Origin of the sequence: Coleofasciculus sp. E1-EBD-02, assembly GCF_040218245.1 — a bacterium.
In the GTDB taxonomy this organism is placed as follows: domain Bacteria; phylum Cyanobacteriota; class Cyanobacteriia; order Cyanobacteriales; family Coleofasciculaceae; genus Coleofasciculus.
Genome location: NZ_JAVJQN010000109.1, coordinates 84,303 through 103,200, shown reverse-complemented (window position 1 = coordinate 103,200; position 18,898 = coordinate 84,303). Strand labels below are relative to the sequence as shown.

The 18,898-nt window shown below is 45.3% G+C and carries 21 protein-coding genes; 16 read left to right on the top strand and 5 right to left on the bottom strand.

Annotation, left to right across the window (positions count from 1 at the left end; genetic code table 11):
• The first annotated feature begins 276 nt into the window (after positions 1-276).
• The 9 genes from csx7 to RIC07_RS17920 all read left to right on the top strand — a co-directional run bounded on the left by csx7 (position 277) and on the right by RIC07_RS17920 (position 6,595).
• Positions 277-1,152: a type III CRISPR-associated RAMP protein Csx7 gene (csx7, locus tag RIC07_RS17960; protein ID WP_446395737.1), complete on the top strand. Its 876-nt coding sequence runs from the start codon at positions 277-279 to the stop codon at positions 1,150-1,152.
• Complete coding sequence (locus RIC07_RS17955; protein WP_446395721.1) at positions 1,152-1,346, top strand: hypothetical protein; 195 nt, start codon at positions 1,152-1,154, stop codon at positions 1,344-1,346. Before csx7 ends, RIC07_RS17955 begins: the two co-directional genes overlap by 1 nt.
• Before the next feature lie 76 nt (positions 1,347-1,422).
• Positions 1,423-2,043, top strand: coding sequence for a hypothetical protein (locus RIC07_RS17950; protein ID WP_446395720.1), 621 nt, complete (start codon positions 1,423-1,425; stop codon positions 2,041-2,043).
• Positions 2,044-2,073: 30 nt separating this feature from the next.
• Positions 2,074-3,024 carry an RAMP superfamily CRISPR-associated protein gene (locus RIC07_RS17945; RefSeq protein WP_446395719.1) on the top strand — a complete coding sequence of 317 codons (951 nt, stop codon included), beginning with the start codon at positions 2,074-2,076 and terminating at the stop codon, positions 3,022-3,024.
• On the top strand, positions 3,021-3,569 hold the full coding sequence (locus tag RIC07_RS17940; protein ID WP_446395718.1) for a hypothetical protein: 549 nt from the start codon (positions 3,021-3,023) through the stop codon (positions 3,567-3,569). The genes RIC07_RS17945 and RIC07_RS17940 overlap by 4 nt, the downstream gene beginning before the upstream one ends.
• Before the next feature lie 121 nt (positions 3,570-3,690).
• Positions 3,691-4,716, top strand: coding sequence for an RAMP superfamily CRISPR-associated protein (locus tag RIC07_RS17935; RefSeq protein WP_446395717.1), 1,026 nt, complete (start codon positions 3,691-3,693; stop codon positions 4,714-4,716).
• A 131-nt stretch (positions 4,717-4,847) separates the two neighbouring features.
• Positions 4,848-5,444 carry a hypothetical protein gene (locus RIC07_RS17930; protein ID WP_446395716.1) on the top strand — a complete coding sequence of 199 codons (597 nt, stop codon included), beginning with the start codon at positions 4,848-4,850 and terminating at the stop codon, positions 5,442-5,444.
• 210 nt (positions 5,445-5,654) lie between these two features.
• A complete protein-coding gene (locus RIC07_RS17925) occupies positions 5,655-5,975 on the top strand; it encodes a hypothetical protein (protein ID WP_446395715.1) in 321 nt (106 codons plus the stop codon).
• Between the two features lie 449 nt (positions 5,976-6,424).
• Positions 6,425-6,595, top strand: coding sequence for a hypothetical protein (locus RIC07_RS17920; RefSeq protein ID WP_446395714.1), 171 nt, complete (start codon positions 6,425-6,427; stop codon positions 6,593-6,595).
• 284 nt (positions 6,596-6,879) lie between these two features.
• Here RIC07_RS17920 and RIC07_RS17915 read toward each other — a convergent pair whose 3' ends face one another.
• Positions 6,880-8,196, bottom strand: coding sequence for an aminopeptidase P N-terminal domain-containing protein (locus RIC07_RS17915; RefSeq protein WP_446395736.1), 1,317 nt, complete (start codon positions 8,194-8,196; stop codon positions 6,880-6,882).
• A gap of 314 nt (positions 8,197-8,510) precedes the next feature.
• Between RIC07_RS17915 and RIC07_RS17910 the strand changes: the two genes are divergently transcribed.
• Both RIC07_RS17910 and RIC07_RS17905 read left to right on the top strand, forming a co-directional pair.
• A complete protein-coding gene (locus RIC07_RS17910) occupies positions 8,511-9,053 on the top strand; it encodes a carboxymuconolactone decarboxylase family protein (protein WP_446395713.1) in 543 nt (180 codons plus the stop codon).
• Positions 9,054-9,220: 167 nt separating this feature from the next.
• Complete coding sequence (locus RIC07_RS17905) at positions 9,221-10,564, top strand: adenylate/guanylate cyclase domain-containing protein (RefSeq protein ID WP_446395712.1); 1,344 nt, start codon at positions 9,221-9,223, stop codon at positions 10,562-10,564.
• 372 nt (positions 10,565-10,936) lie between these two features.
• Here RIC07_RS17905 and RIC07_RS17900 read toward each other — a convergent pair whose 3' ends face one another.
• Both RIC07_RS17900 and RIC07_RS17895 read right to left on the bottom strand, forming a co-directional pair.
• Positions 10,937-11,881, bottom strand: a complete 945-nt coding sequence (locus tag RIC07_RS17900) for an NAD(+) kinase (protein ID WP_446395735.1) — start codon at positions 11,879-11,881, stop codon at positions 10,937-10,939.
• 463 nt (positions 11,882-12,344) lie between these two features.
• Positions 12,345-13,118: an N-acetyltransferase family protein gene (locus RIC07_RS17895; RefSeq protein ID WP_446395711.1), complete on the bottom strand. Its 774-nt coding sequence runs from the start codon at positions 13,116-13,118 to the stop codon at positions 12,345-12,347.
• Between the two features lie 59 nt (positions 13,119-13,177).
• Here RIC07_RS17895 and RIC07_RS17890 point away from each other — a divergent pair, with 59 nt between their 5' ends.
• The 3 genes from RIC07_RS17890 to RIC07_RS17880 all read left to right on the top strand — a co-directional run bounded on the left by RIC07_RS17890 (position 13,178) and on the right by RIC07_RS17880 (position 14,210).
• Positions 13,178-13,414 (top strand): hypothetical protein, encoded by a 237-nt coding sequence (locus RIC07_RS17890; protein WP_446395710.1) that lies wholly within the window; start codon positions 13,178-13,180, stop codon positions 13,412-13,414.
• Positions 13,415-13,416: 2 nt separating this feature from the next.
• Entirely contained in the window at positions 13,417-13,650 is a 234-nt protein-coding gene (locus RIC07_RS17885) for a hypothetical protein (RefSeq protein ID WP_446395709.1), read from the top strand.
• A 242-nt stretch (positions 13,651-13,892) separates the two neighbouring features.
• Complete coding sequence (locus RIC07_RS17880) at positions 13,893-14,210, top strand: DUF3082 domain-containing protein (RefSeq protein WP_446384204.1); 318 nt, start codon at positions 13,893-13,895, stop codon at positions 14,208-14,210.
• A 101-nt stretch (positions 14,211-14,311) separates the two neighbouring features.
• Here the strand turns inward: RIC07_RS17880 and RIC07_RS17875 are convergent, their stop codons facing one another.
• Together RIC07_RS17875 and RIC07_RS17870 are read right to left on the bottom strand one after the other, a co-directional pair.
• Positions 14,312-15,289, bottom strand: coding sequence for a cysteine synthase A (locus RIC07_RS17875; protein WP_446395708.1), 978 nt, complete (start codon positions 15,287-15,289; stop codon positions 14,312-14,314).
• 206 nt (positions 15,290-15,495) lie between these two features.
• Positions 15,496-16,134, bottom strand: a complete 639-nt coding sequence (locus tag RIC07_RS17870) for a peroxiredoxin (RefSeq protein WP_446395707.1) — start codon at positions 16,132-16,134, stop codon at positions 15,496-15,498.
• A gap of 236 nt (positions 16,135-16,370) precedes the next feature.
• On the opposite strand from RIC07_RS17870, the gene psbU reads away from it, so the two are divergent.
• The gene (gene psbU, locus RIC07_RS17865; RefSeq protein ID WP_446395706.1) at positions 16,371-16,826 is read left to right on the top strand and encodes a photosystem II complex extrinsic protein PsbU; all 456 of its coding nucleotides are present in this window, start codon (positions 16,371-16,373) and stop codon (positions 16,824-16,826) included.
• 203 nt (positions 16,827-17,029) lie between these two features.
• Entirely contained in the window at positions 17,030-18,706 is a 1,677-nt protein-coding gene (nadB, locus tag RIC07_RS17860) for an L-aspartate oxidase (protein WP_446395705.1), read from the top strand.
• The last annotated feature ends 192 nt before the right edge of the window (positions 18,707-18,898 follow it).

Sequence of the window (18,898 nt, the reverse complement as noted above, 5' to 3'; positions counted from 1 at the left end):
CTGTTCTTAGTTTTTTGAAGGAGGTACGGTTATCGGTTCAAGATGTGTTTAGTTGGTTGAGTCTGAGTTAGTCAGGGTTTGAGTTTTTACGGTATGTGGCGCAACGATTGTGTAGGGGCGGGTTTCACTATTATCTTTTCGGTTGCATCCGGATGTGACTAAACCCGCCCCGATGCTGGTTTATAGATTTCCTGTGAAAAGTTAGAGTCAGGGTTGGTGGTGGGGAGGCGGAGGTTTATGGCGCTAAAGCGCAACTACAAACTGGGAGATAATGTTGTGTTTGATTGTTTTAAGAATCGTTTGGAAATTAGCGGGAAGTTGATGACGATAACTGCACTACGAATTAGTGCAGGGCGTTCCACAGAACCAATTGGTTCGGATTTACCCGTGATTAAAGATGCGTTGGGTAAACCGTTGATACCGGGTGCTAGTTTTAAGGGGGCGTTGCGATCGCGCTTGGAAAGCTTCCTCCGTGGTATCCTGGGCGGGGAGCGGACTTTGGTGGCTAATCCGGCGGTGGAGGAGGAGTGGGCGATTACGGCTCAGGAAATGAGGCAATTGAAAGATCAATATACCACGGATACGGCGCTGACTGAGGCTATTTTAAACCAGACTGATTTAATTTCTCTTCTATTTGGTTCGCCTTGGCTAGCAAGTAAATTCCAAGTTCGAGATTTGATGGTACTGTCAGAGTATTGGTTTGGTCAATATCAAGAACGGGATGGGGTGGCGATTGATAGGGATACGGAAACGGCGGCTGATGGGAAATTGTATGATTTTCAAGTGGTTCCAGCCGGAACTCCTTTTGCGTTTAAGGCGGTGGTGGAAAATGCTGAGGATTGGGAGTTGGGATTATTAATGATTGGTTTACATCAATTTGAGACGGAACAAATTCCACTAGGGGGAGGGCGTTCACGGGGTTTGGGTGTGGTTAAATTGGAGGTTGAGCGGATGGATTGGTTTGATGCTAGGGATGAAAGTAATCGGGATGAGGTTGATGCGGATAAGTTGCTGAATTATCTTAAGAAAATGGTTAATAATGAGGGTTCAGCTTATGAGGATGGTAAAGGGTATAAAGACCAGTGGGTACAATCTTTGATTGGTTATTTGGAGAATCGGGAGAATCAGAATGCTGAGGTGAATACGAGGTGATGATGTATCAATTCATTGTAGGGGCGGGTTTAGGGATTCCATCTGGCTGGTTACCGATAATTGAACAACAAAACCCGCCCTTGTTCAACGGTGCGTTACGCTCCGCTAACGCACCCTACGTAGGAATTACAATTGGGGTGGGTGATGTGACGTTTAGGGCGCTAAAGCGCAACTACGAACGGCACCCTACGTAGGAATTACAATTGGGGTGGGTGATGTGACGTTTAGGGCGCTAAAGCGCAACTACGAACGCAATGATGTGAGGTGATTATGTCATTTAGTCAGTACAAAAGTATTGCGGATGTTATCCAGGAGTTTCAGATTAGTTATACTGAGGCGAATTTTATTGTTGAATCTCCTTTTGATATTCCGGACTATTTTCGCGAAGATCTCCAGATGGTGATGCGGGAAGGGGTGGTGAATAATTCAGAGTTTGCTATTTGTGAGAATCTTATTTATCCGGTGCTGAAACAAGTCTGGAAATGTTATTCGAGCAAGTTTATTTTATGGAGTCATGAATCGCTTAATTACGATGAAAACCTTTCGGGATTTCCGGAGTATATTTTAGCCAAACGCTCTCCCCTAGGAAAGGTGGTTTTTGACCAACCCTATTTTTTGCTAGTTGAGGCAAAACAAGATAAGTTTAAGGAAGGGTGGGGTCAGTGTGCAGCCGAAATGGTGGCGGCTCAACGTCTGAATCAACATCCTCAGATTACTGTCTTTGGGATTGTGTCTAATGGGCAAGTCTGGCAGATTGGTAAACTAGAAGGTAATGTTTTTACCAAACATACGACTCCATACATTATTGAAAATCTCGATCAACTATTTGCAGTCGTTCACTCTATTTTTCAACACTGTGAAGCCCAACTCGATACTTTAGTTGCGGCTTAAAGGATAGGTTATTTCAGATAACGTTAGATTATGCACAAACGATTGGTTAATCAATGTACGATTGATTTTAGTTTAATCCCCTGTGGCCCGATTCTGATTAAGTCAGGGCGGGAAGGTGCTGATCCCACGAAGCCGGATATGGAATTTGTGGAAACTTATCATCAGGGAGGGCGTTCGGTTTATTTACCAGGAAGTTCTTTAAAAGGGGCAATTCGCGCCCATGCGGAACGAATTGTTAGAACGGTGGGACGCGATAATCGGAATTCCGATAATCTGAATAGCCTCTGGGCAAATGATCCGTTAAATGATACATATCACTATCTGAAAGATGAGTCAGCCTCTGATATCTATAAATTATCCTCGTTTACGGATCAGATGTTTGGTAATACGTTAATTGCGAGTCGGATTAGAATTGAGGATGCTTATCCAGTTGAGTCTCAACCTGTGAAACTGGAAGAACGGAATGGTGTGGCGATTGACCGCGTGTTTGGTTCGGTGGCGGTGGGACCATTTAATTATCAAGTTTGTACGGCTGGTGAATTTCGCACTAAACTCCATCTGAAAAACTTCTCATTAGCCCAATTGGGATTAATTGGTTTGGTGTTGCGGGATTTGGATGAGGGCTGGTTTGGTTTGGGGTTTGCTAAGTCTCGCGGCTTGGGAATTGTGGAGGTAAAATTAAACCAGGCGGTTGTTCAATATCCGGGTTGTGTTGTTGAAGATCAACGGATTCGTAGTCTGGGAGGTGGCGGTGAATGGCAAGATAATCAACTTTTGGGGGCTGGGGTGTTTTTGGCGGAGGCGGAACGAGAACGGTATGGTTTTCCGGCTAATGATCAACAAGATACTCCTGTGCGGGCGGAATCAATGGCGCTGGGGTTTGGGGTAGAGTTAAAATGGCAAGGAAAGGAACAAGTTGAGGATTTATTTATCCGGGCGGTTCGGGCTTGGTGTGAGAGAGTGGAAGCAGGTGCAGCATGAGTCCTTTTGTTGGTGTTTATGAACAGTTACTCACGGAAACGGAGTTAAGCGAATTAGTGCAACAGCTAGCTACAGCGCCGAGTTATTATTTTCTGCGTTGGAGTCATCAAGTGAGTGGAATTGTGGAAAAATTACCGGATGATTTTCCCTCTCCTGAAGGACAGATGTTTAATTGCGATCGCGAGTTGCGCTGGAAACGCCAATATGACCGTTATAGCGTACTTTTGTTATCGAATACGGGTGACGTTCCCGGCTTTAAATCGATTATAAAAGACAGAGATGATCTGAGAGAGTCTGAGAAAGAATCCTATTGGAAAACCGAACAACGTCCAGCTTATGGGTATTCTACAAATGAAACCCGATTCCCGCGATCGCGAATTTATCCTAAGAGTCTAGATGTCAGAAATAATCAGCCCTCCCAGAAAAATCAGCCCAAACTAGCCCAACGTTATTTTATCGCTCAACCTACCGCAACGGTGCATTTTGTTGCCTTAACTGTGGATATGCCAATAATAGAATCAAAGGGTAGAAGGGGAAATCTTTGAACCCGTTTTAACGGGTTTTAGCTTTTAGCCCGAACTTTAGTTCAGGGCTTTAGTTCAGGGCTTTAGTTCCGGGCTGATTAAATCAGTCATTCCCTCACCATAATACTTATTCAGCAAGCCGATGAGTTATAATAAACCCCGTCCCCGTCCTCAGCTATCCCAAAGTATTGCCCCAAAACCCTATCACCTGATCCCTTTACCCAAAGAAAAGCCGCAATTACAACATCCCAAAGGGCAAGATCAATATTATCGCGATCGCGTCCATGGAACGTTACACCTAAGATTAACCGTTCAAACCGGATTACACGTTTCTACGGGAGTTGTCGCCCTGGGAACGGATGTGGGACAAAAGTCGATTCCCTTGATTAAAACCATGATTCAGGGAAGCGAAGGACAGTTAATGATTTCCGGTAGTTCCCTCAAGGGTGTGGTACGTTCCACCTATGAAGCGATTACCCGTAGCTGTTTGTGTAAAACGAAGGCAAAATCCAATCAAATCCCCCCAGGCTATCAGGAATGTCGCAACAAAACCAAACTCTGTCCCGCTTGTCGCGTATTTGGGGCGCTAAATTGGCAAGGGTTAATTCAGTTTAGTGATGCTGATTGTGAATCAACTGAATTTCGTCCCGGATTTATGCCATCTCTCTATCGTCCTCATCCTGATGAATACCCAGGTTATTTTAACCAGGGAAAAGTTGCTGGACGTAAGTTTTATTATCACACCATTCGGGCTGTGGATAAAGGACAACAGCAGGGAATATCAGTACAACAAGCGGCGAAAACCGTTGTATTTAGCACATCATTACCCTATCGAAACTTAACCAAAGGGGAACTGGGAACCCTACTGATTGTACTCGGACAAGATAAACTGAATGCGATCGCGCTTAAAGTGGGTGGCGGTAAACCGATTGGGATGGGGACAATGACAGTTGAGGTAACAAGTGTAGAACCTGTGGATAATTTACGCGATCGCTATTTATCCTATCAAACTCAATCCCAACCCCTTACTGGAAAACCCTTGCAACAGTTGATCCAACAGGCGATTCAGACGGCGCATCGAGAATTGGTGCAATCCCAGCCATTGCAGGAGTTAGTCAAGGTATTGGGATATCCTACTGAGAGAGAACCGCCGGAGGGAATGTATTAGAAAACCTAACCCCCCAACCCCCAAAACAACTCCCCTCTCCTCGCAGGAGAGGGGCTGGGGGAGAGGTTCTTTCCAGATTATTACCTCAGTGCAGTTTAGCCTTTTAACTTAACTTTATCAATCCCTTCTGTATGGTAGTAACTGAAGAATTAACCGAAAATGAGTGGGAAATTGCCCGCGCGATCGCGAAAACTCTGGTTCAAGCGGATACAGACGCCAATGAACTAGGAAAAGCGATCGCCTATCTTCGCAATTACGCCAACCAAGACGGAACTAAGTTGTTTGATTATCTCAAAACATTGGTCAGAAATGGCAGACAAATTGGACATAGTAAGCGAACGTCTGACTATTACCAAAGTATTGACAATGCTTGTAATCAATACTTAAAAGCCTATCAAGATAATCCCCCAGTCATGTTACATATTTTAGGCTGGTCTTATCGGCTAATGCGTTATTACAAAAATGCTGAACCCGTTGTCGAGTCAGCGCGTCAAGCCGAAATTGCTGAGGTGGTTAGCACTCATGATTTTAAAGTGGGTCAAATATTGGACGCCACGGTTACAGCGATTAAGGGAAATAAAGTAACATATACGATTCTGGAAACGATTAAATTAACGGAAAAAGAGCCAAAAAAGGCGAAATTGCTCTCTGAAGGGCAAAATGTCAAGGTTGAGATTGTGGATCTTAAGGAGGATGGAAGTCTCAAAAAGGTTAAGTGTAACCTATGAACTTATTTTATGCCTGGTCATTCACTTTGTCCTGAAATTACAGCAGATTTCAGGTTAATGAGGTATAGCCTTAAGCAAAATCCCCGACTTCTTCAAGAAGTCGGGGATCTGTCTGTGTACCTTACTGAAAAGTGCTATAAGATGGAAGCAAGCCTTATCCCTAAACGGGTAAGGTTGTAAATTTCAATACCTTTTTTGGAGGATAAATTCATGAACAGGTGTAAACGTTCATACGTACCTGAATCAACTATTCAAGCCTCATCTAGAGCAACTGAAGCAATTTTTCAAGCAGCACACAGCACGATGTCTTTAGGAGAAATGCCGGAAATGGCAAACAGCAAAAATACTCAGTCCTGCCAAAAATCGATCTCTCATTGGGAGCAACTTAAGAAACTTGGTATAATGTTATCACTCGCCTCATCACTGTCTGGATTTGCGAATCATTCTGTCCAGCTTTGGCAGAACCTGGAATTGAACAACTACCTACCCAGCGTAGAGGAAGTTAAATCAGAGTCTAGCAACACAGACTAGACAGGATTGGATAGTCGTAGGGTAATCATCCTACAGAACGGGGGGAGTTGCTAGCATCCTACAACTCTCCCCAAGTTCCTAATGCTGTTTTGGAGTTAATACTAACTTGACTTTTAGGCAACCTATTGTTATATTTCTATGTGCTAGAGGAGTTCAGTTTCTGAAAGCTTTAACCGCTTAATTAACTTACCCCGCAAGGGGATGGAAACACGCCTCTAGTATGGTGATTGAACAATTGTTTCAATTTTCACCTCTTCCCCGCAAGGGGATCTAATAAGATTTTGCAAGCTCGTTTATCTGTGGGTTGCAGCGAACACCGGATCAAAGGGTTATCTTCCTGATGAAGTACCCTCCCAACCCACGATGGCAGTGTGACACACCCAATTTGATGGATTAAAATTGTAGGGGCGCACCGACGTGCGCCCAGAAAAGGTGAGCGAGTAACCGCAATGGGGATCAAAATAAACCTCGCCAAGACACTGCGATCGCTCTATCAACTAAATCCCCGCAAGGGGACTGAAACCAAAAATATCGACCCTATCAGCTTCACTGAATCCCGACGCTTCCACCGACTAAATCCCCGCAAGGGGATTGAAACGACCAAATCCTACCTAAAATAGCATGTTGCCAACTTGAAAGCCAGGAAATAAATTTCCGGAACTTAAAGCTCAAGTAAGCTTTAGCTTACTAGCTAAGTCTTTGAACCCGTTTTAACGGGTTTAAGCTTTTAGCCCGTAGACGCGGAGCGGCTTCTCTTAGAGTACTTTAGTTCAGGGCTACTTTGGAATTGATTGCTTTGATTTTAGAAAAGGGTGGGTTTTGCAACAAACGTTATTGGTAACACCGCGATCGAAGCCCCTAAACCCGCCCCTACACCCCGGATTTGGGTCAAATTATTATCCTTCTAGCTTTCCATCTCATCCACCAACTTGGGAACCCCAGCCGTTAACACCTCATTCCCTGATTCGGTAACCAAAACATCATCCTCAATTCTGACACCAATCCCGCGCCAGCGATTGGGAATCTCAGGTTGACCTTCCACCGGTTTAATATCTAAGCCAATATACAATCCCGGTTCCACTGTCACCACTTGACCCGGTTCAAAGGTTTGCCAGGATTCTTCCCCATTCTTATATACCCCAGAATCATGCACATCTAACCCTAACCAATGTCCAGTCCGATGCATATAGAAGGGTTTATATTTCTCCTCCTTGATAATTTCCTCGATATCTCCCGCCAGTAATCCCAAATCCATTAATCCTTCCACCAATACCCGCACGGCTGTATCGTGAAATAGATTATACGGCTTTCCCGGTTGCACTTGTGCGATCGCGTCTTGCTGCGCCTTCAATACCAACTCATAGATGATCCGTTGATCTCCGCTAAATTTACCCCCAATCGGAAACGTGCGGGTAATATCGGCATTGTAATACTCATAAGCACAGCCCGCATCAATCAACAACAAATCCCCAGTTTCCATCTGGCGGGTATTTTCCACATAATGCAAAATACAACTATTCACCCCCGACGCCACAATTGACGGATAGGCTGGACCCAACGCCCCCCGTTGGCGAAAAATATGTTCGATTTCCGCCTGAATTTGGTACTCATAACATCCCGGTTGGGCAAATTTTCGGGCATGATTATGGGCGTCTACGGAAATCGCCACGGCTTGACGCATCATCTCCAATTCCGTTGAACTCTTCACCAAGCGCATTTTCTGGAGAAGCGGATTTGTGGACTCAATCGCCATCGGACCCGTTCCCCGCTTCGGATACGTCCGCATCAACCTTTGCCAATGGGTGAGAACGGTTTGATTAAAATCGCGATCGCGCCCTAACTGATAATAAATCCGATCTGCCTTCTCTAAATACTGAGGTAACTTCTCATCCAGTTCCGTAATCGGATACGCTTCATCCGCACCATAGCGTTCCTTCGCCCCATCAACCCCCGTCCGATACCCTGTCCAAACTTCCTTCTCTGGATCTTTGGGTTGGACAAATAGCACAAAGCGATGTTCAGCATGGTGCGGCGCTAACACCGCCACGGCTTCAGCTTCATTAAACCCCGTCAGATAAAAGAAATCACTATCCTGACGAAAATTATATTCCACATCATTATGCATCACCGCAACCGGGGCGCTGCGGAAGATAGCCGTCCCCTGACCCATCTGACTCATCAACTGTTCGCGGCGTTGGCGATACTCGGTTTGTGAAATCATCATTATGCAATGCTAGCTTTTGGGTAGACAATTAACCCCAGAACTGATATGTATGGTTAGGGTTTTATTATTCTTACTTTAGTCAATTCCGGCAATGCACGAGAGAACCGCTGGAATTTGACGACCACTTTGGGGGCATTCTACTAGACGTTATTGTTCATCGTTCAGGGTTAATTGGTTATCGCCATGAACTCTGCTGCTTGGATTTTATCCCGGCGTATCTCCTCTCTCGCCACCTTAAAAGTCGGTGCAAGGAGAACTCAATCTATCGTAATACATCGTATTACCAAAACGCAATCATTTTCGAGGCAATTATGGCACAGTTTCCCCTGCAAGACACCCATCAGATCACCCAGCCCCTCGTCCAAGATATTTACGATGAAATTAGCACCGAATTGGGATTTGGGATGGTTCCCAATTTATTTAAATCCATGGCGATTCGCCCCGAATTTTTAGCCGCCACCTGGCATCAATTTCGCGGCACTATTTTAAAAGGAACGATTCCTCGCACGATTAAGGAAATGATTGGTGTGGCGATCTCCCAGGCGAATGGTAGCGATTATGCGCTAAAGGTTCATCTGCACAGCTTATCCGCATTGGGAATTAGCGAACAGGTACTGCAAATGCTAGTCAGTGACTTCGATAACTGTCCCTTACCGGAACGTGAAAAAGCCGTGATTCGCTTTGGCTTGCTAGCCGCGACGAAACCCCAGCAACTCAGTGATACTGACTATAAACATCTGCATGAGTTGGGATTGGATCAATCAGAAATCTTTGAACTGATTGCCACGGCTAACGTATTTACCGCTATTAATCAATATACCGACGCGATCGCTCTGGAAATTGATACCCTATAAACATCTGACTTCCACCCAGACTCGGCTTAGGGTAGGGGACGCTTGATCAAGAATTCTCGACAAATGATCCTTCAACTCCCCCAATTCTCGATTATGAATAATAATGGAGAAGTAAGACATGTAGACAAGTAGAGGCTTCCCCCATGATCAGATGAGGGATGAGTCAGATGAGTTTTTCTTTATTTACCAGTAGTAATCATCAAATCGAAGCTCAGGATCGGGAAGAACTTCTGCAAACCACCCGACAATTACTGACTCAAATTCAGGCGCTTTCCTCCCGGATTGCCGCCGTTAATGAAATTTCCAATGCGATTAACCGTTCCTTAAATTTAGAAGAAATTTTACAAATTGTCAGTAAACAAGCCAAATGGTTATTAGATTTTCAGCATTGCAGCATTTGTCTCAAAAACAACGATGGCTCGTTTCGCTTAGTCACCTTGTTTGGTTCGCCAAGTTCCTGCCAGACTTGCCCCATCGCCGGGAATAATCCGATTAGTCGCGCTCTCAAAACTGGACAATCTCAACTTAATCCCCAGGATTCCAGCGATACCTTTTTATCTGCCTACCCCTCAAAAATTATTCTGCCCCTAGCTAGAGATGATCAAGTTATCGGTTCGCTAAATTTTGCCACCAGCCACCCTTCTGGCTATTCCCAAGAAGATTTACGCATTGGTTATTTACTAGCGGTGCAATTAGCCAGTGCAATTCGCAATGCCAGATGTTTCCAGGAAATGAACGCGCTATTGGCAGAAATGAATCTGCTTTACTCAAGTCTGGAACGAGAACGACGTAAATCTGATCAACTCTTGTTAAATATTCTCCCTGAACCGATTGCCCATGAGTTAAAGGAAACGGGAAAAGTAAAACCTGTTCATTATGACTGTGCCACGGTTTTATTTACTGATTTTAAAGACTTCACTCAAATTGCTGAACAACTCTCACCGGAAGCGCTAGTTCAGGAATTAGATTATTGTTTTTCATTTTTTGATTTAGTCAGTGAAGTGTATAACCTGGAAAAATTAAAAACAATTGGTGATAGTTATATGGCAGTCTCTGGTATTCCCGTAACCAAATCAACTCATGCGATTGACACGGTTCTAGCAGCTTTACAAATCCAGACTTTTATTCACTGGCGACAAATTGAAAAGAGGCAGAAACATGAACCCTATTGGCAGATTCGGATTGGTATTCACTCAGGTTCCTTACTTGCGGGTGTGATTGGACGAAAGAAGTTTACTTATGATGTATGGGGGGATACGGTGAATATAGCATCCCGGATGGAATCATCTGCGATTCCGGGAACGATTAATATTTCCCAAGCGACGTTTGATCAAGTTAAGGATTTTTTCGAGTGTGACTATCGGGGTAAAATTGCGGCTAAAAATAAAGGCGAAATTGATATGTATCAAGTTAAACGACTCAAACCCGAATTGGCAACCGATCCCCTCGGTCTGGTTCCAAATGAAAAATTTAATCGGATTTATTCTAAAATTTCTAGTCGGGCGGTTTAATAATCATAAGTGTAGGGACTCGCGCATTCTTGCCCAAACGTTATACAAAATTTGGGTTAGCTACCTTTGTTATAACCTAGTCCGCGCAGGCGGACTACCCTTCGGGAAGGCTTCGCATACATTTGTGTAGCAGCGATTTCAATCGCCTCCTCAAGAGGGGGTAATAAAGGCGGATTTGGTATTAGTCTCAAAATTCAATCGGGGCGGGTTTAGTCACATCTGGGTTAGGTCAGAAACGATAGTAGTAAAACCCGCCCCTACATCCAACTGAAACAGTATAATTTAGGGGTTAAAGTCATGAAACCCGTTCCCTATTCCCTATTCCCTGTTCCCTCCTCTTACCACAATCCTTATTCAGCAAACCTCCATCAATCAATGTCGGTGATTATTACTGTAATGAAATCTCGCCCCCGCCCACTGGAGTTTTTCCCGTAAAGTTTTATAGTAAGAACTATTTTCGCGGAGAACAATAAACTTAGCATAGCAATCTGCCTTACGCACATCCACCCGTTGTCCGGGCCAAATCGGGGTTGCCATTACCCCATCCATCCACAGCTTGGTGTTGAGTTCATAATCGCCGAGGGGCCAAATGCTGACGATGGAACCTGCAGGTAAGACTAAGGGACGACTGGATAGACTTAAGGGACAAATCGGTGTCACCGCGATCGCTTCCATGCCATCATGGAGAATTGGACCATTAGCAGATAAGGTATAACAGGTGGAACCCGTTGGTGTGGAGACAATCAATCCATCCCCTTGATACTGATCAACCACTTCTCCGTCAATTTCCATTTCCAGAATCGAGGTAATCATCCGATCGGCTGAGGCGGGTTTGATGCACATTTCATTCAGCGCCAAATAGCGATCGCTGATCGGTTCGAGATTAGTACGTGTGGCAAAGCTATCCTGGCGGGAATCCCCTTCAAACAAAAAGGCTTCGATCATCATGCGTCGCTGCACAGCATAGCGATCTTCGATAATCCGATCCCATATCCGTTCGGTATCCTTGAACGCCTCAAAGGGTTCTGTCAGAAATCCTAGATGTCCGCCAATATTAATCGCCAAAATCGGGATACCGGCGGGGGCGAGGTGTCGTGCGGCGGCTAATGCAGCGCCATCTCCTCCCAGCACCACTGCCAGATCAATGTTGTGCATCACGGATGCCAAAAACACAGGATAGGGATTATCCTTGGCACTACTCGGTCCAATCAGGACATGACAACCGCGTTTTTCCAATTGCCGAGCGCATTTTTCCGCCCAAGCTTGACCTTGGGAGTCTCTGGCTTTGTGGGCGATAATCACTTGTTTTAGCTGCACGGTAACCTCGTTACTGACGTTTGAGAGATGTCCTCGATGGGAAAGCGATCGCACTGGTGTTTATCCATCTCAATTATCGATCCTTGTCGTCCAGTTATCAGAACCGGGGAATCGAAATAACTTTAATCAGCCTAGCGCAGCCAAGGGAGTACAGCGCGGTGGAAATAACGCTTACATACTGTTTTTTAGGTGTCTTGCCCTGACTCCAAGATGTCAAAAATGTAACTTTATATACTGAATATTTTACAGAATAACGTTAGTTGCACGTCCTCGAATTATTGCTATTTGCCATAGAGACAATATCGCCGCCGCTAAATTAATGAAGTGAATCGGTATGCGCTGTGAGGCTCAGTTCATTGAAAATGTTTGGTTTAAAGGTGAATGGGCAAGCGAGTATTGGTATGGAATTTTAAGAACAGAATGGGCAGAAAACCATTCTTAATTTCACTAAAATAGTCTAATTTTAATTTATAGAATTTTTAGGGGAAATAAAATTTTTAGTCAGGGTCAACGAATTTCCCCCTTGACCCATAACTTCAAACCCAAAGCGGCGATACAATCGCAAGGCGGGATTATCGGGGGATACACTTAAAGAAACGGCAGAGTAGCACGGTTGCGCTGTTTCAACTAACTGAGTAAGGAGTTGAGAGCCAATACCTTGACCGCGATAGTCCGGCAAAACAGCGATGGTTAGTTCTGGTGTTTCATCGTTGACATATCCAAATCCTTTATTGCTACTCTTAAATAGTCGTAACCACGCCGCACCAACAGGCAGTTGACTGTCCTTAAGCATAGCCATAAACCCGATATCATCCTGTTGTCCCCAATCTTGAACATACTTGGCTAATTCGGGCTGATAAATCACCTCTCGCGGTAAAGGTGTAGCGTCGGGTGGAACATAGAGTGCCAGATATAGCATGTCCCACAAAAAAGGTTCATCAGTTACCTCTACGGGGCGGATAATATATCTCATCGCCAGAGTTTTTTTTACGACTACACCAATTATCTTATTGCCAAAGGCGTCTGGGACTAAATTGCTAGAACGTTTCCGGTGTCGTCTAACACTACGAACAGAATTTAACTTACTTTGGCAGTCGAGTACCTCTGATGGACTCGGTGCATTGCGGAAAGGCTCCAACAGACAAGCCGTTGTTGCCATGCGACCCAGTAAACCTAAGTTTTCCGGTGCTGTCGATGTAGGCGATCGCTGTTGTGGGATAGGATTAAGAAAACGCAATCAAGTCATTTGGACAGTGCCGCCAGATTATATAAAAGATCAGTTACGCTCTTACAGTAATGCGATTTGAGATTATCGGCAACATCATTAATATAGAAACTATAGCGGTGGGTAGTTCTATTCGAGAAGTCGAACGCTTGCGTAAAACCTATGGTTCTGGACGATGGAGAAAACTTAAAGGTACTGGAACTATTCAGTTAGATGACGGAACTATTTGTGAAGCTGAATTACACTGGTATGAAGCACACGGCATCGGTAAAAAAGAAATAAAAATTAAATTCATCTTATCGGAGTAGTTATGCAGTCTGCTAATAAAGAAAATCAATTTGTTGTTTGCATTAGCAATCAAGATTACCCAGCTTCACTAGAAGTCCGTAAAATTTATCAGGTTATTCCTGATGCTAATGCGACCCAAAATCAAATGATTCGAGTGATTGACGAATCAGGGGAAGATTATCTGTATCCCAGTAGTTATTTTGTGCCGATCCAGTTACCAAAAGCGGCTAAGTCAGCTTTTTCTATAGCCAGTTAAAGCGGGTGATTAATTGCTAAAGACAATTGAAACCGATGAAGCCAAGACAAGTACTTGGAGAAGCCGCTATGAAAAAAATTAGATACAGCAAAGATGTTGATGCACTTTTGATTGAGCTTTCGGATGACTTAGCCACAGAAAGCAATGGCTAAAGCCTCGGCTGGCGAAGACAGCGCAACGAGGAACCTGTGTTAATTCGGTGACATTCACACTAAGATCAATGACAAAAGGACATCCGACTTATGACAACTAATCCCGATAACCAACCCACGACTACCGAACAAACACCGCCGAGTCCCTTAAACTGCTTGGCTTCAGCCTTGATATCGGGTTCTCTGGCGATCGCGGGATACTGGCTGACAACCGCTATTGCACAATCCTTAGCAAATAAGCCTCTACCCTCTGGGAATGTGACGGCGATTAATATTGCGATCGCGGTTCGTACTTTAGTCGTTGGTATCAGTACTCTCGCCACGGCTGTCTTTAGTCTCGTGGCTGTTGGCTTGGTGGCTTTAGCCATCCAATTGACAGTGCAACGCTTCACCCAAGGGACAAAATGATTGCTTACTGATCAACTCCTGTCTATAGGTTGACAAATTTAAAAAAATATGCATTGTAGAGACGTTGCATGCAACGTCTCTACAGATGTGATGATGTACCGCTAACTTCCCGGTAACAGACCCTTTTGCGCCAACCACTCCCGATTATAAAGCCGCGATTGATAACGCGAACCACTATCACAAAGCACCGTCACAATCGTGTGTCCGGGTCCCATTTCTTTGGCTAAGGCGACGGCTGCACCAACATTAATTCCCACAGAACCGCCCATGAATAAACCATCTTTTTCCAACAGTTGGTAAATCACCCGCACGGCTTCTTTATCATCAATTTGAATGGCATCATCAATGGGAACCCCTTGCATATTGGCAGTAATTCGGCTGTTACCAATCCCTTCAGTAATAGAATTCCCTTCTGTGTTAATTTCGCCCGTCTTCACGTAACTGTACAACCCACTCCCCATCGGGTCAGCCACAATCGATTTAACCTGGGGATTCTTTTCTTTCAGAAACATAGACACCCCAGCAAATGTTCCCCCTGTCCCTGTCGCCGCCACCCAAGCATCCACTTTACCATCGGTTTGTTGCCAAATTTCGGGTCCCGTGGTTTCATAATGTGCCTGTCGATTGGCTAAATTATCAAACTGATTTGCCCAAATTGCATTCTCCATCTCTTCGGCAGTTCGTCCCGATAGCTTAACGTAATTATTTGGGTCTTTATACGGTACAGCCGGAACCGGACGCACTTCGGCACCTAGCGTCCTTAATGCATCCATTTTCTCTTGGGATTGAGTTTCGGGAATGATAATTAGGCACTTATATCCCTTCGCGTTGCAAATATGCGCTAAACCAATACCCGTATTACCAGCCGTTCCCTCGACAACTGTACCACCAGGCTTGAGTAACCCTTTGTCTTCAGCATCTTGAATAATATAGAGGGCGGCGCGGTCTTTGACAGAACCGCCAGGATTAAGAAACTCAGCTTTTCCCAGGATTTCACAGCCTGTTTCTTCGCTGAAGCTATTTAATCGAATTAGAGGGGTATTCCCTACTGTGCCGACAAAGCCTTCTTTAATATCCATTTGCTCTAGGAGTATTCTGCTCTAATTTTTAGGTTTACATCCTCTCCCGGTTGGAAACACGGGGGAATGTAAAGTTTTATGTAGGGGCGGGTTTCACCGTTATCGTTTCTTACCTTACCCCGATGTAACTAAACCCGCCAACGTAGAGACGTAGCATGCTACGTCTCTACACAGCCCATCTCCCAGACGTTCCCCACCTTACGTCTCTACTTGTTGGGTTGAGGGGTCATCCGCAGGTAAGGCTTGACTTCGGTGTAACCTTTGGGGAATTTTTCTTTTAAAACCTCTGGGTCTTTCAGAGAGGGGACAATTACACAGTCATCTCCTTCTTTCCAATTCACGGGAGTGGCAACCTGATGGTGATCCGTAAGCTGTAGGGAGTCAATCACCCGCAAAATTTCGTCAAAGTTGCGACCGGTGCTGGGAGGATAGGTGATGGTCAGGCGCAGTTTTTTCTGGGGGTCAATCACAAAGACAGTGCGTACCGTAACACTAGCATTGGCGTTGGGATGAATCATGTCATACAGATCAGACACCTTTTTATCCGCATCTGCCAAAACCGGGTAGTTGACGGTCGTATTCTGGGTTTCGTTAATGTCCTGAATCCAACCCTGATGAGAATCCGCATCGTCCACACTCAGAGCGATGACTTTAGCATTGCGCTTGTCAAATTCGGGTTTGAGCTTGGCAACCTCACCTAACTCGGTGGTGCAAACGGGTGTATAGTCAGCCGGGTGGGAGAATAACACGACCCAGCTATCCCCTGCCCAGTCATAGAAGTTGATCTCGCCTTCACTAGAGGATTGCGTGAAGTTTGGGACAGTATCGCCTAATCGCAGAGCCATAGCTAATTTCCTGATTCTTTCGTCAACAGAGACAATTTTTAATCTTCCCACAAAACCCCGGTTTTCCGGTAGACTTTTAGAACTATTTAGCATTTTTCATAATTCTGGGCGGATAAGCGCCTAAACTCTTGAGGTAGGGATAGATAAGATGAGAGGATAGAAAACAAAAGTTAAGGTAATCGAAGAGGGGCAGTTCTGTCTTGGTCTTCAATGTGTCTGAGTAAGGAGGAGAGTTAATGAAACGATTGGTTCATGTGTTAGTGGTATGGGGACTGTTAGTGAGCTGCTTAGGATGGTTGGGTTTCTCCCAAAGCGCGATCGCAGCACCAATGTCCTGGACTCCAGGCGTGTCTTTGAGTAACGCGATCGCGAATGGGTCACCGATGTTACTGGCTGAGACGACTCTACGCAATCCAGCCGATGCCAAGCTGGAAACAGAGTATGGTCAAAAGCTGGATTTGAACAATACTCATATCCGAGCGTTTCGCAAGTATCGGGGGATGTTCCCGACATTAGCATCATTGATCATCCAGAATGCTCCCTACGACGATGTAGAGGAAGTGCTGGAGATTCCCGGATTGACTGATCGCCAAAAACAGATCCTGCAAGATAACCTGGATAATTTTACGGTGACTGAGACAGCGGACGTTTACAACGAAGGTGACGACCGCTTTAATCCCGGCGTCTACTAAACTCGAATAATTTCGGAAATTCCTAGTTCAACCCACTCCTGTTGGGGGTGGGTTGTTTTTTACACAAGGGTGTTATTAAGGCAGAAGGCAGATGGCTCCAGGGATGAAACAGCGTGTAGAGACGTTGCATGCAACGTCTCTACATCACCCTTAGATGTAGATTCCCATGTCTGCTAAAGTATTTGACTATATTTCGACTCACTATGATTTCTGTTCCTGACAATTCTCAATCGCCACTCCATCAGCCAACCCAGTTTGATGTCGTCGTTGTAGGTGCTGGCGCGGCTGGACTTTATGCCGCCCTCTGTCTACCGGATACGTTAAATGTTGCACTGATAACCAAAGATACTCTATCCATCGGTGCCAGTGACTGGGCGCAGGGCGGTATTGCGGCAGCTATTGCCCCCGGAGATTCCCCAGTGTTGCATGTTGAGGATACACTTCGGGCAGGGGCAGGTCTTTGTGATGCTGATGCTGTGGAGTTTCTGGCTCAACAAGCACCCGATCGCATTCGCTCGTTAGTGGAGATGGGGGTGACGTTTGATCGACGGGGGGAGCAGTTAGCGTTAACCTTAGAGGCGGCTCATTCTCGCCCCCGGGTTCTCCATGCGGCGGATACCACGGGGCGGGCTGTAGTTAGTACGCTTACTGCCTTAGTCTTGCGCCAATCTAATATTACAGTGCTTCAGCAGGCATTTGCTTTATCTGTCTGGCTGAATCCTGAAACAGGTCATTGTCAGGGTGTCCAACTCATGTATCAAGGTCACATCAGTTGGATACGGGCGGGGGCGGTTGTCCTGGCTACAGGAGGCGGCGGTCAAGTTTTTGCCCAGACGACGAATCCCGATGTCAGTACCGGAGATGGAGTTGCGATCGCATGGCGGGCGGGTGCGATTCTCAGAGATTTGGAATTTGTCCAATTTCATCCCACAGCTTTAACTAAACCGGGAGCGCCTCATTTTCTGATCAGCGAAGCGGTGCGGGGAGAAGGGGCGCATCTGGTGGATGATCAGGGACACCGTTTTGCCTTTGAGTATCATCCTGATGGTGAACTTGCGCCTAGAGATGTGGTGAGTCGAGCGATTTTTAGTCATTTACAGAAAACTAAACCTGATCCAGCCACGAGTCATGTCTATTTAGATTTGCGCCCCATTCCTGATGATCGGATTCGCCACCGATTTCCGAATATTATCCAAGTTTGTCAGCAATGGGGAGTTGATGTATTTCGGGATATGATTCCTGTCACCCCCGCCGCCCATTATTGGATGGGGGGAATTGCTACAGATTTAATGACGTGTACCTCTATTCCTAATTTATATGCCGTGGGTGAAACCGCGAGTACGGGTGTTCATGGTGCGAATCGTCTAGCCAGTAATTCGCTATTGGAATGTATTGTATTTGGCGCTCAGTTGGGGGAATTAACACCCGATCAATCGGTCTTGAATCAGGAATCGGGTTCTATTTCTCCCTTAACCTTATCCGATGAAGCCACGAAAACGGATAAAATGCTGGCGATGCAAGATCAGTTAAAACGTTTAGTCTGGCAAAGTGCTGGGATTTGTCGATCTGCACAAAAGCTAGAACGTGCGATCGCGCAGGTGGAAGTCTGGCAGTCCGAATTGGCTGCATTGCCTTTAAGCCAACAGTTACGAAATTTAACGCCACAGCAGACCGTTCAACTTAATGTTCCAAATGCCGATTACCTGGTGCGAACGTGGGGAGAAACCTCTAACTTATTAGATATAGCTTACTTAATTTTTAAAAGCGCTCTGTTTCGGACAGAAAGTCGTGGCGGACATTACCGCTTAGATTATCCTCAACCTGATCCGAATTGGCAAATGCATACACTCGTGCAAGAGGAGCGTTGGTGGAAAGGGTAAATGTTTTATGTCTTAAATCTAAACGACAAGAGGGCGGGTTTTGTTGATAAGTTATCGGTATACCCGTCAATTAAATGGCTAAACCCGCCCCTACAGATATAATTTTTACCTTCTGCCTCCTACCCTCCTACCCTTCGACCTGTCTTATGTTCAGAAATAAAGAAATCCCTCAACAGATAGGTGTCAGAATTA

What these genes read in the sequence shown, in the direction of transcription:
- RIC07_RS17875 (WP_446395708.1), bottom strand. Translation starts at nt 15,289, where the DNA reads ATGGATATTAAAGAAGGCTTTGTCGGCACAGTAGGGAATACCCCTCTA.
- RIC07_RS17920 (WP_446395714.1), top strand. Translation starts at nt 6,425, where the DNA reads ATGGGGATCAAAATAAACCTCGCCAAGACACTGCGATCGCTCTATCAA.
- RIC07_RS17940 (WP_446395718.1), top strand. Translation starts at nt 3,021, where the DNA reads ATGAGTCCTTTTGTTGGTGTTTATGAACAGTTACTCACGGAAACGGAG.
- psbU (WP_446395706.1), top strand. Translation starts at nt 16,371, where the DNA reads ATGAAACGATTGGTTCATGTGTTAGTGGTATGGGGACTGTTAGTGAGC.
- RIC07_RS17890 (WP_446395710.1), top strand. Translation starts at nt 13,178, where the DNA reads ATGCGATTTGAGATTATCGGCAACATCATTAATATAGAAACTATAGCG.
- RIC07_RS17885 (WP_446395709.1), top strand. Translation starts at nt 13,417, where the DNA reads ATGCAGTCTGCTAATAAAGAAAATCAATTTGTTGTTTGCATTAGCAAT.
- RIC07_RS17950 (WP_446395720.1), top strand. Translation starts at nt 1,423, where the DNA reads ATGTCATTTAGTCAGTACAAAAGTATTGCGGATGTTATCCAGGAGTTT.
- RIC07_RS17955 (WP_446395721.1), top strand. Translation starts at nt 1,152, where the DNA reads ATGATGTATCAATTCATTGTAGGGGCGGGTTTAGGGATTCCATCTGGC.
- RIC07_RS17935 (WP_446395717.1), top strand. Translation starts at nt 3,691, where the DNA reads ATGAGTTATAATAAACCCCGTCCCCGTCCTCAGCTATCCCAAAGTATT.
- RIC07_RS17905 (WP_446395712.1), top strand. Translation starts at nt 9,221, where the DNA reads ATGAGTTTTTCTTTATTTACCAGTAGTAATCATCAAATCGAAGCTCAG.
- RIC07_RS17870 (WP_446395707.1), bottom strand. Translation starts at nt 16,134, where the DNA reads ATGGCTCTGCGATTAGGCGATACTGTCCCAAACTTCACGCAATCCTCT.
- RIC07_RS17925 (WP_446395715.1), top strand. Translation starts at nt 5,655, where the DNA reads ATGAACAGGTGTAAACGTTCATACGTACCTGAATCAACTATTCAAGCC.
- RIC07_RS17910 (WP_446395713.1), top strand. Translation starts at nt 8,511, where the DNA reads ATGGCACAGTTTCCCCTGCAAGACACCCATCAGATCACCCAGCCCCTC.
- nadB (WP_446395705.1), top strand. Translation starts at nt 17,030, where the DNA reads ATGATTTCTGTTCCTGACAATTCTCAATCGCCACTCCATCAGCCAACC.
- RIC07_RS17880 (WP_446384204.1), top strand. Translation starts at nt 13,893, where the DNA reads ATGACAACTAATCCCGATAACCAACCCACGACTACCGAACAAACACCG.
- RIC07_RS17945 (WP_446395719.1), top strand. Translation starts at nt 2,074, where the DNA reads ATGCACAAACGATTGGTTAATCAATGTACGATTGATTTTAGTTTAATC.
- RIC07_RS17930 (WP_446395716.1), top strand. Translation starts at nt 4,848, where the DNA reads ATGGTAGTAACTGAAGAATTAACCGAAAATGAGTGGGAAATTGCCCGC.
- RIC07_RS17915 (WP_446395736.1), bottom strand. Translation starts at nt 8,196, where the DNA reads ATGATTTCACAAACCGAGTATCGCCAACGCCGCGAACAGTTGATGAGT.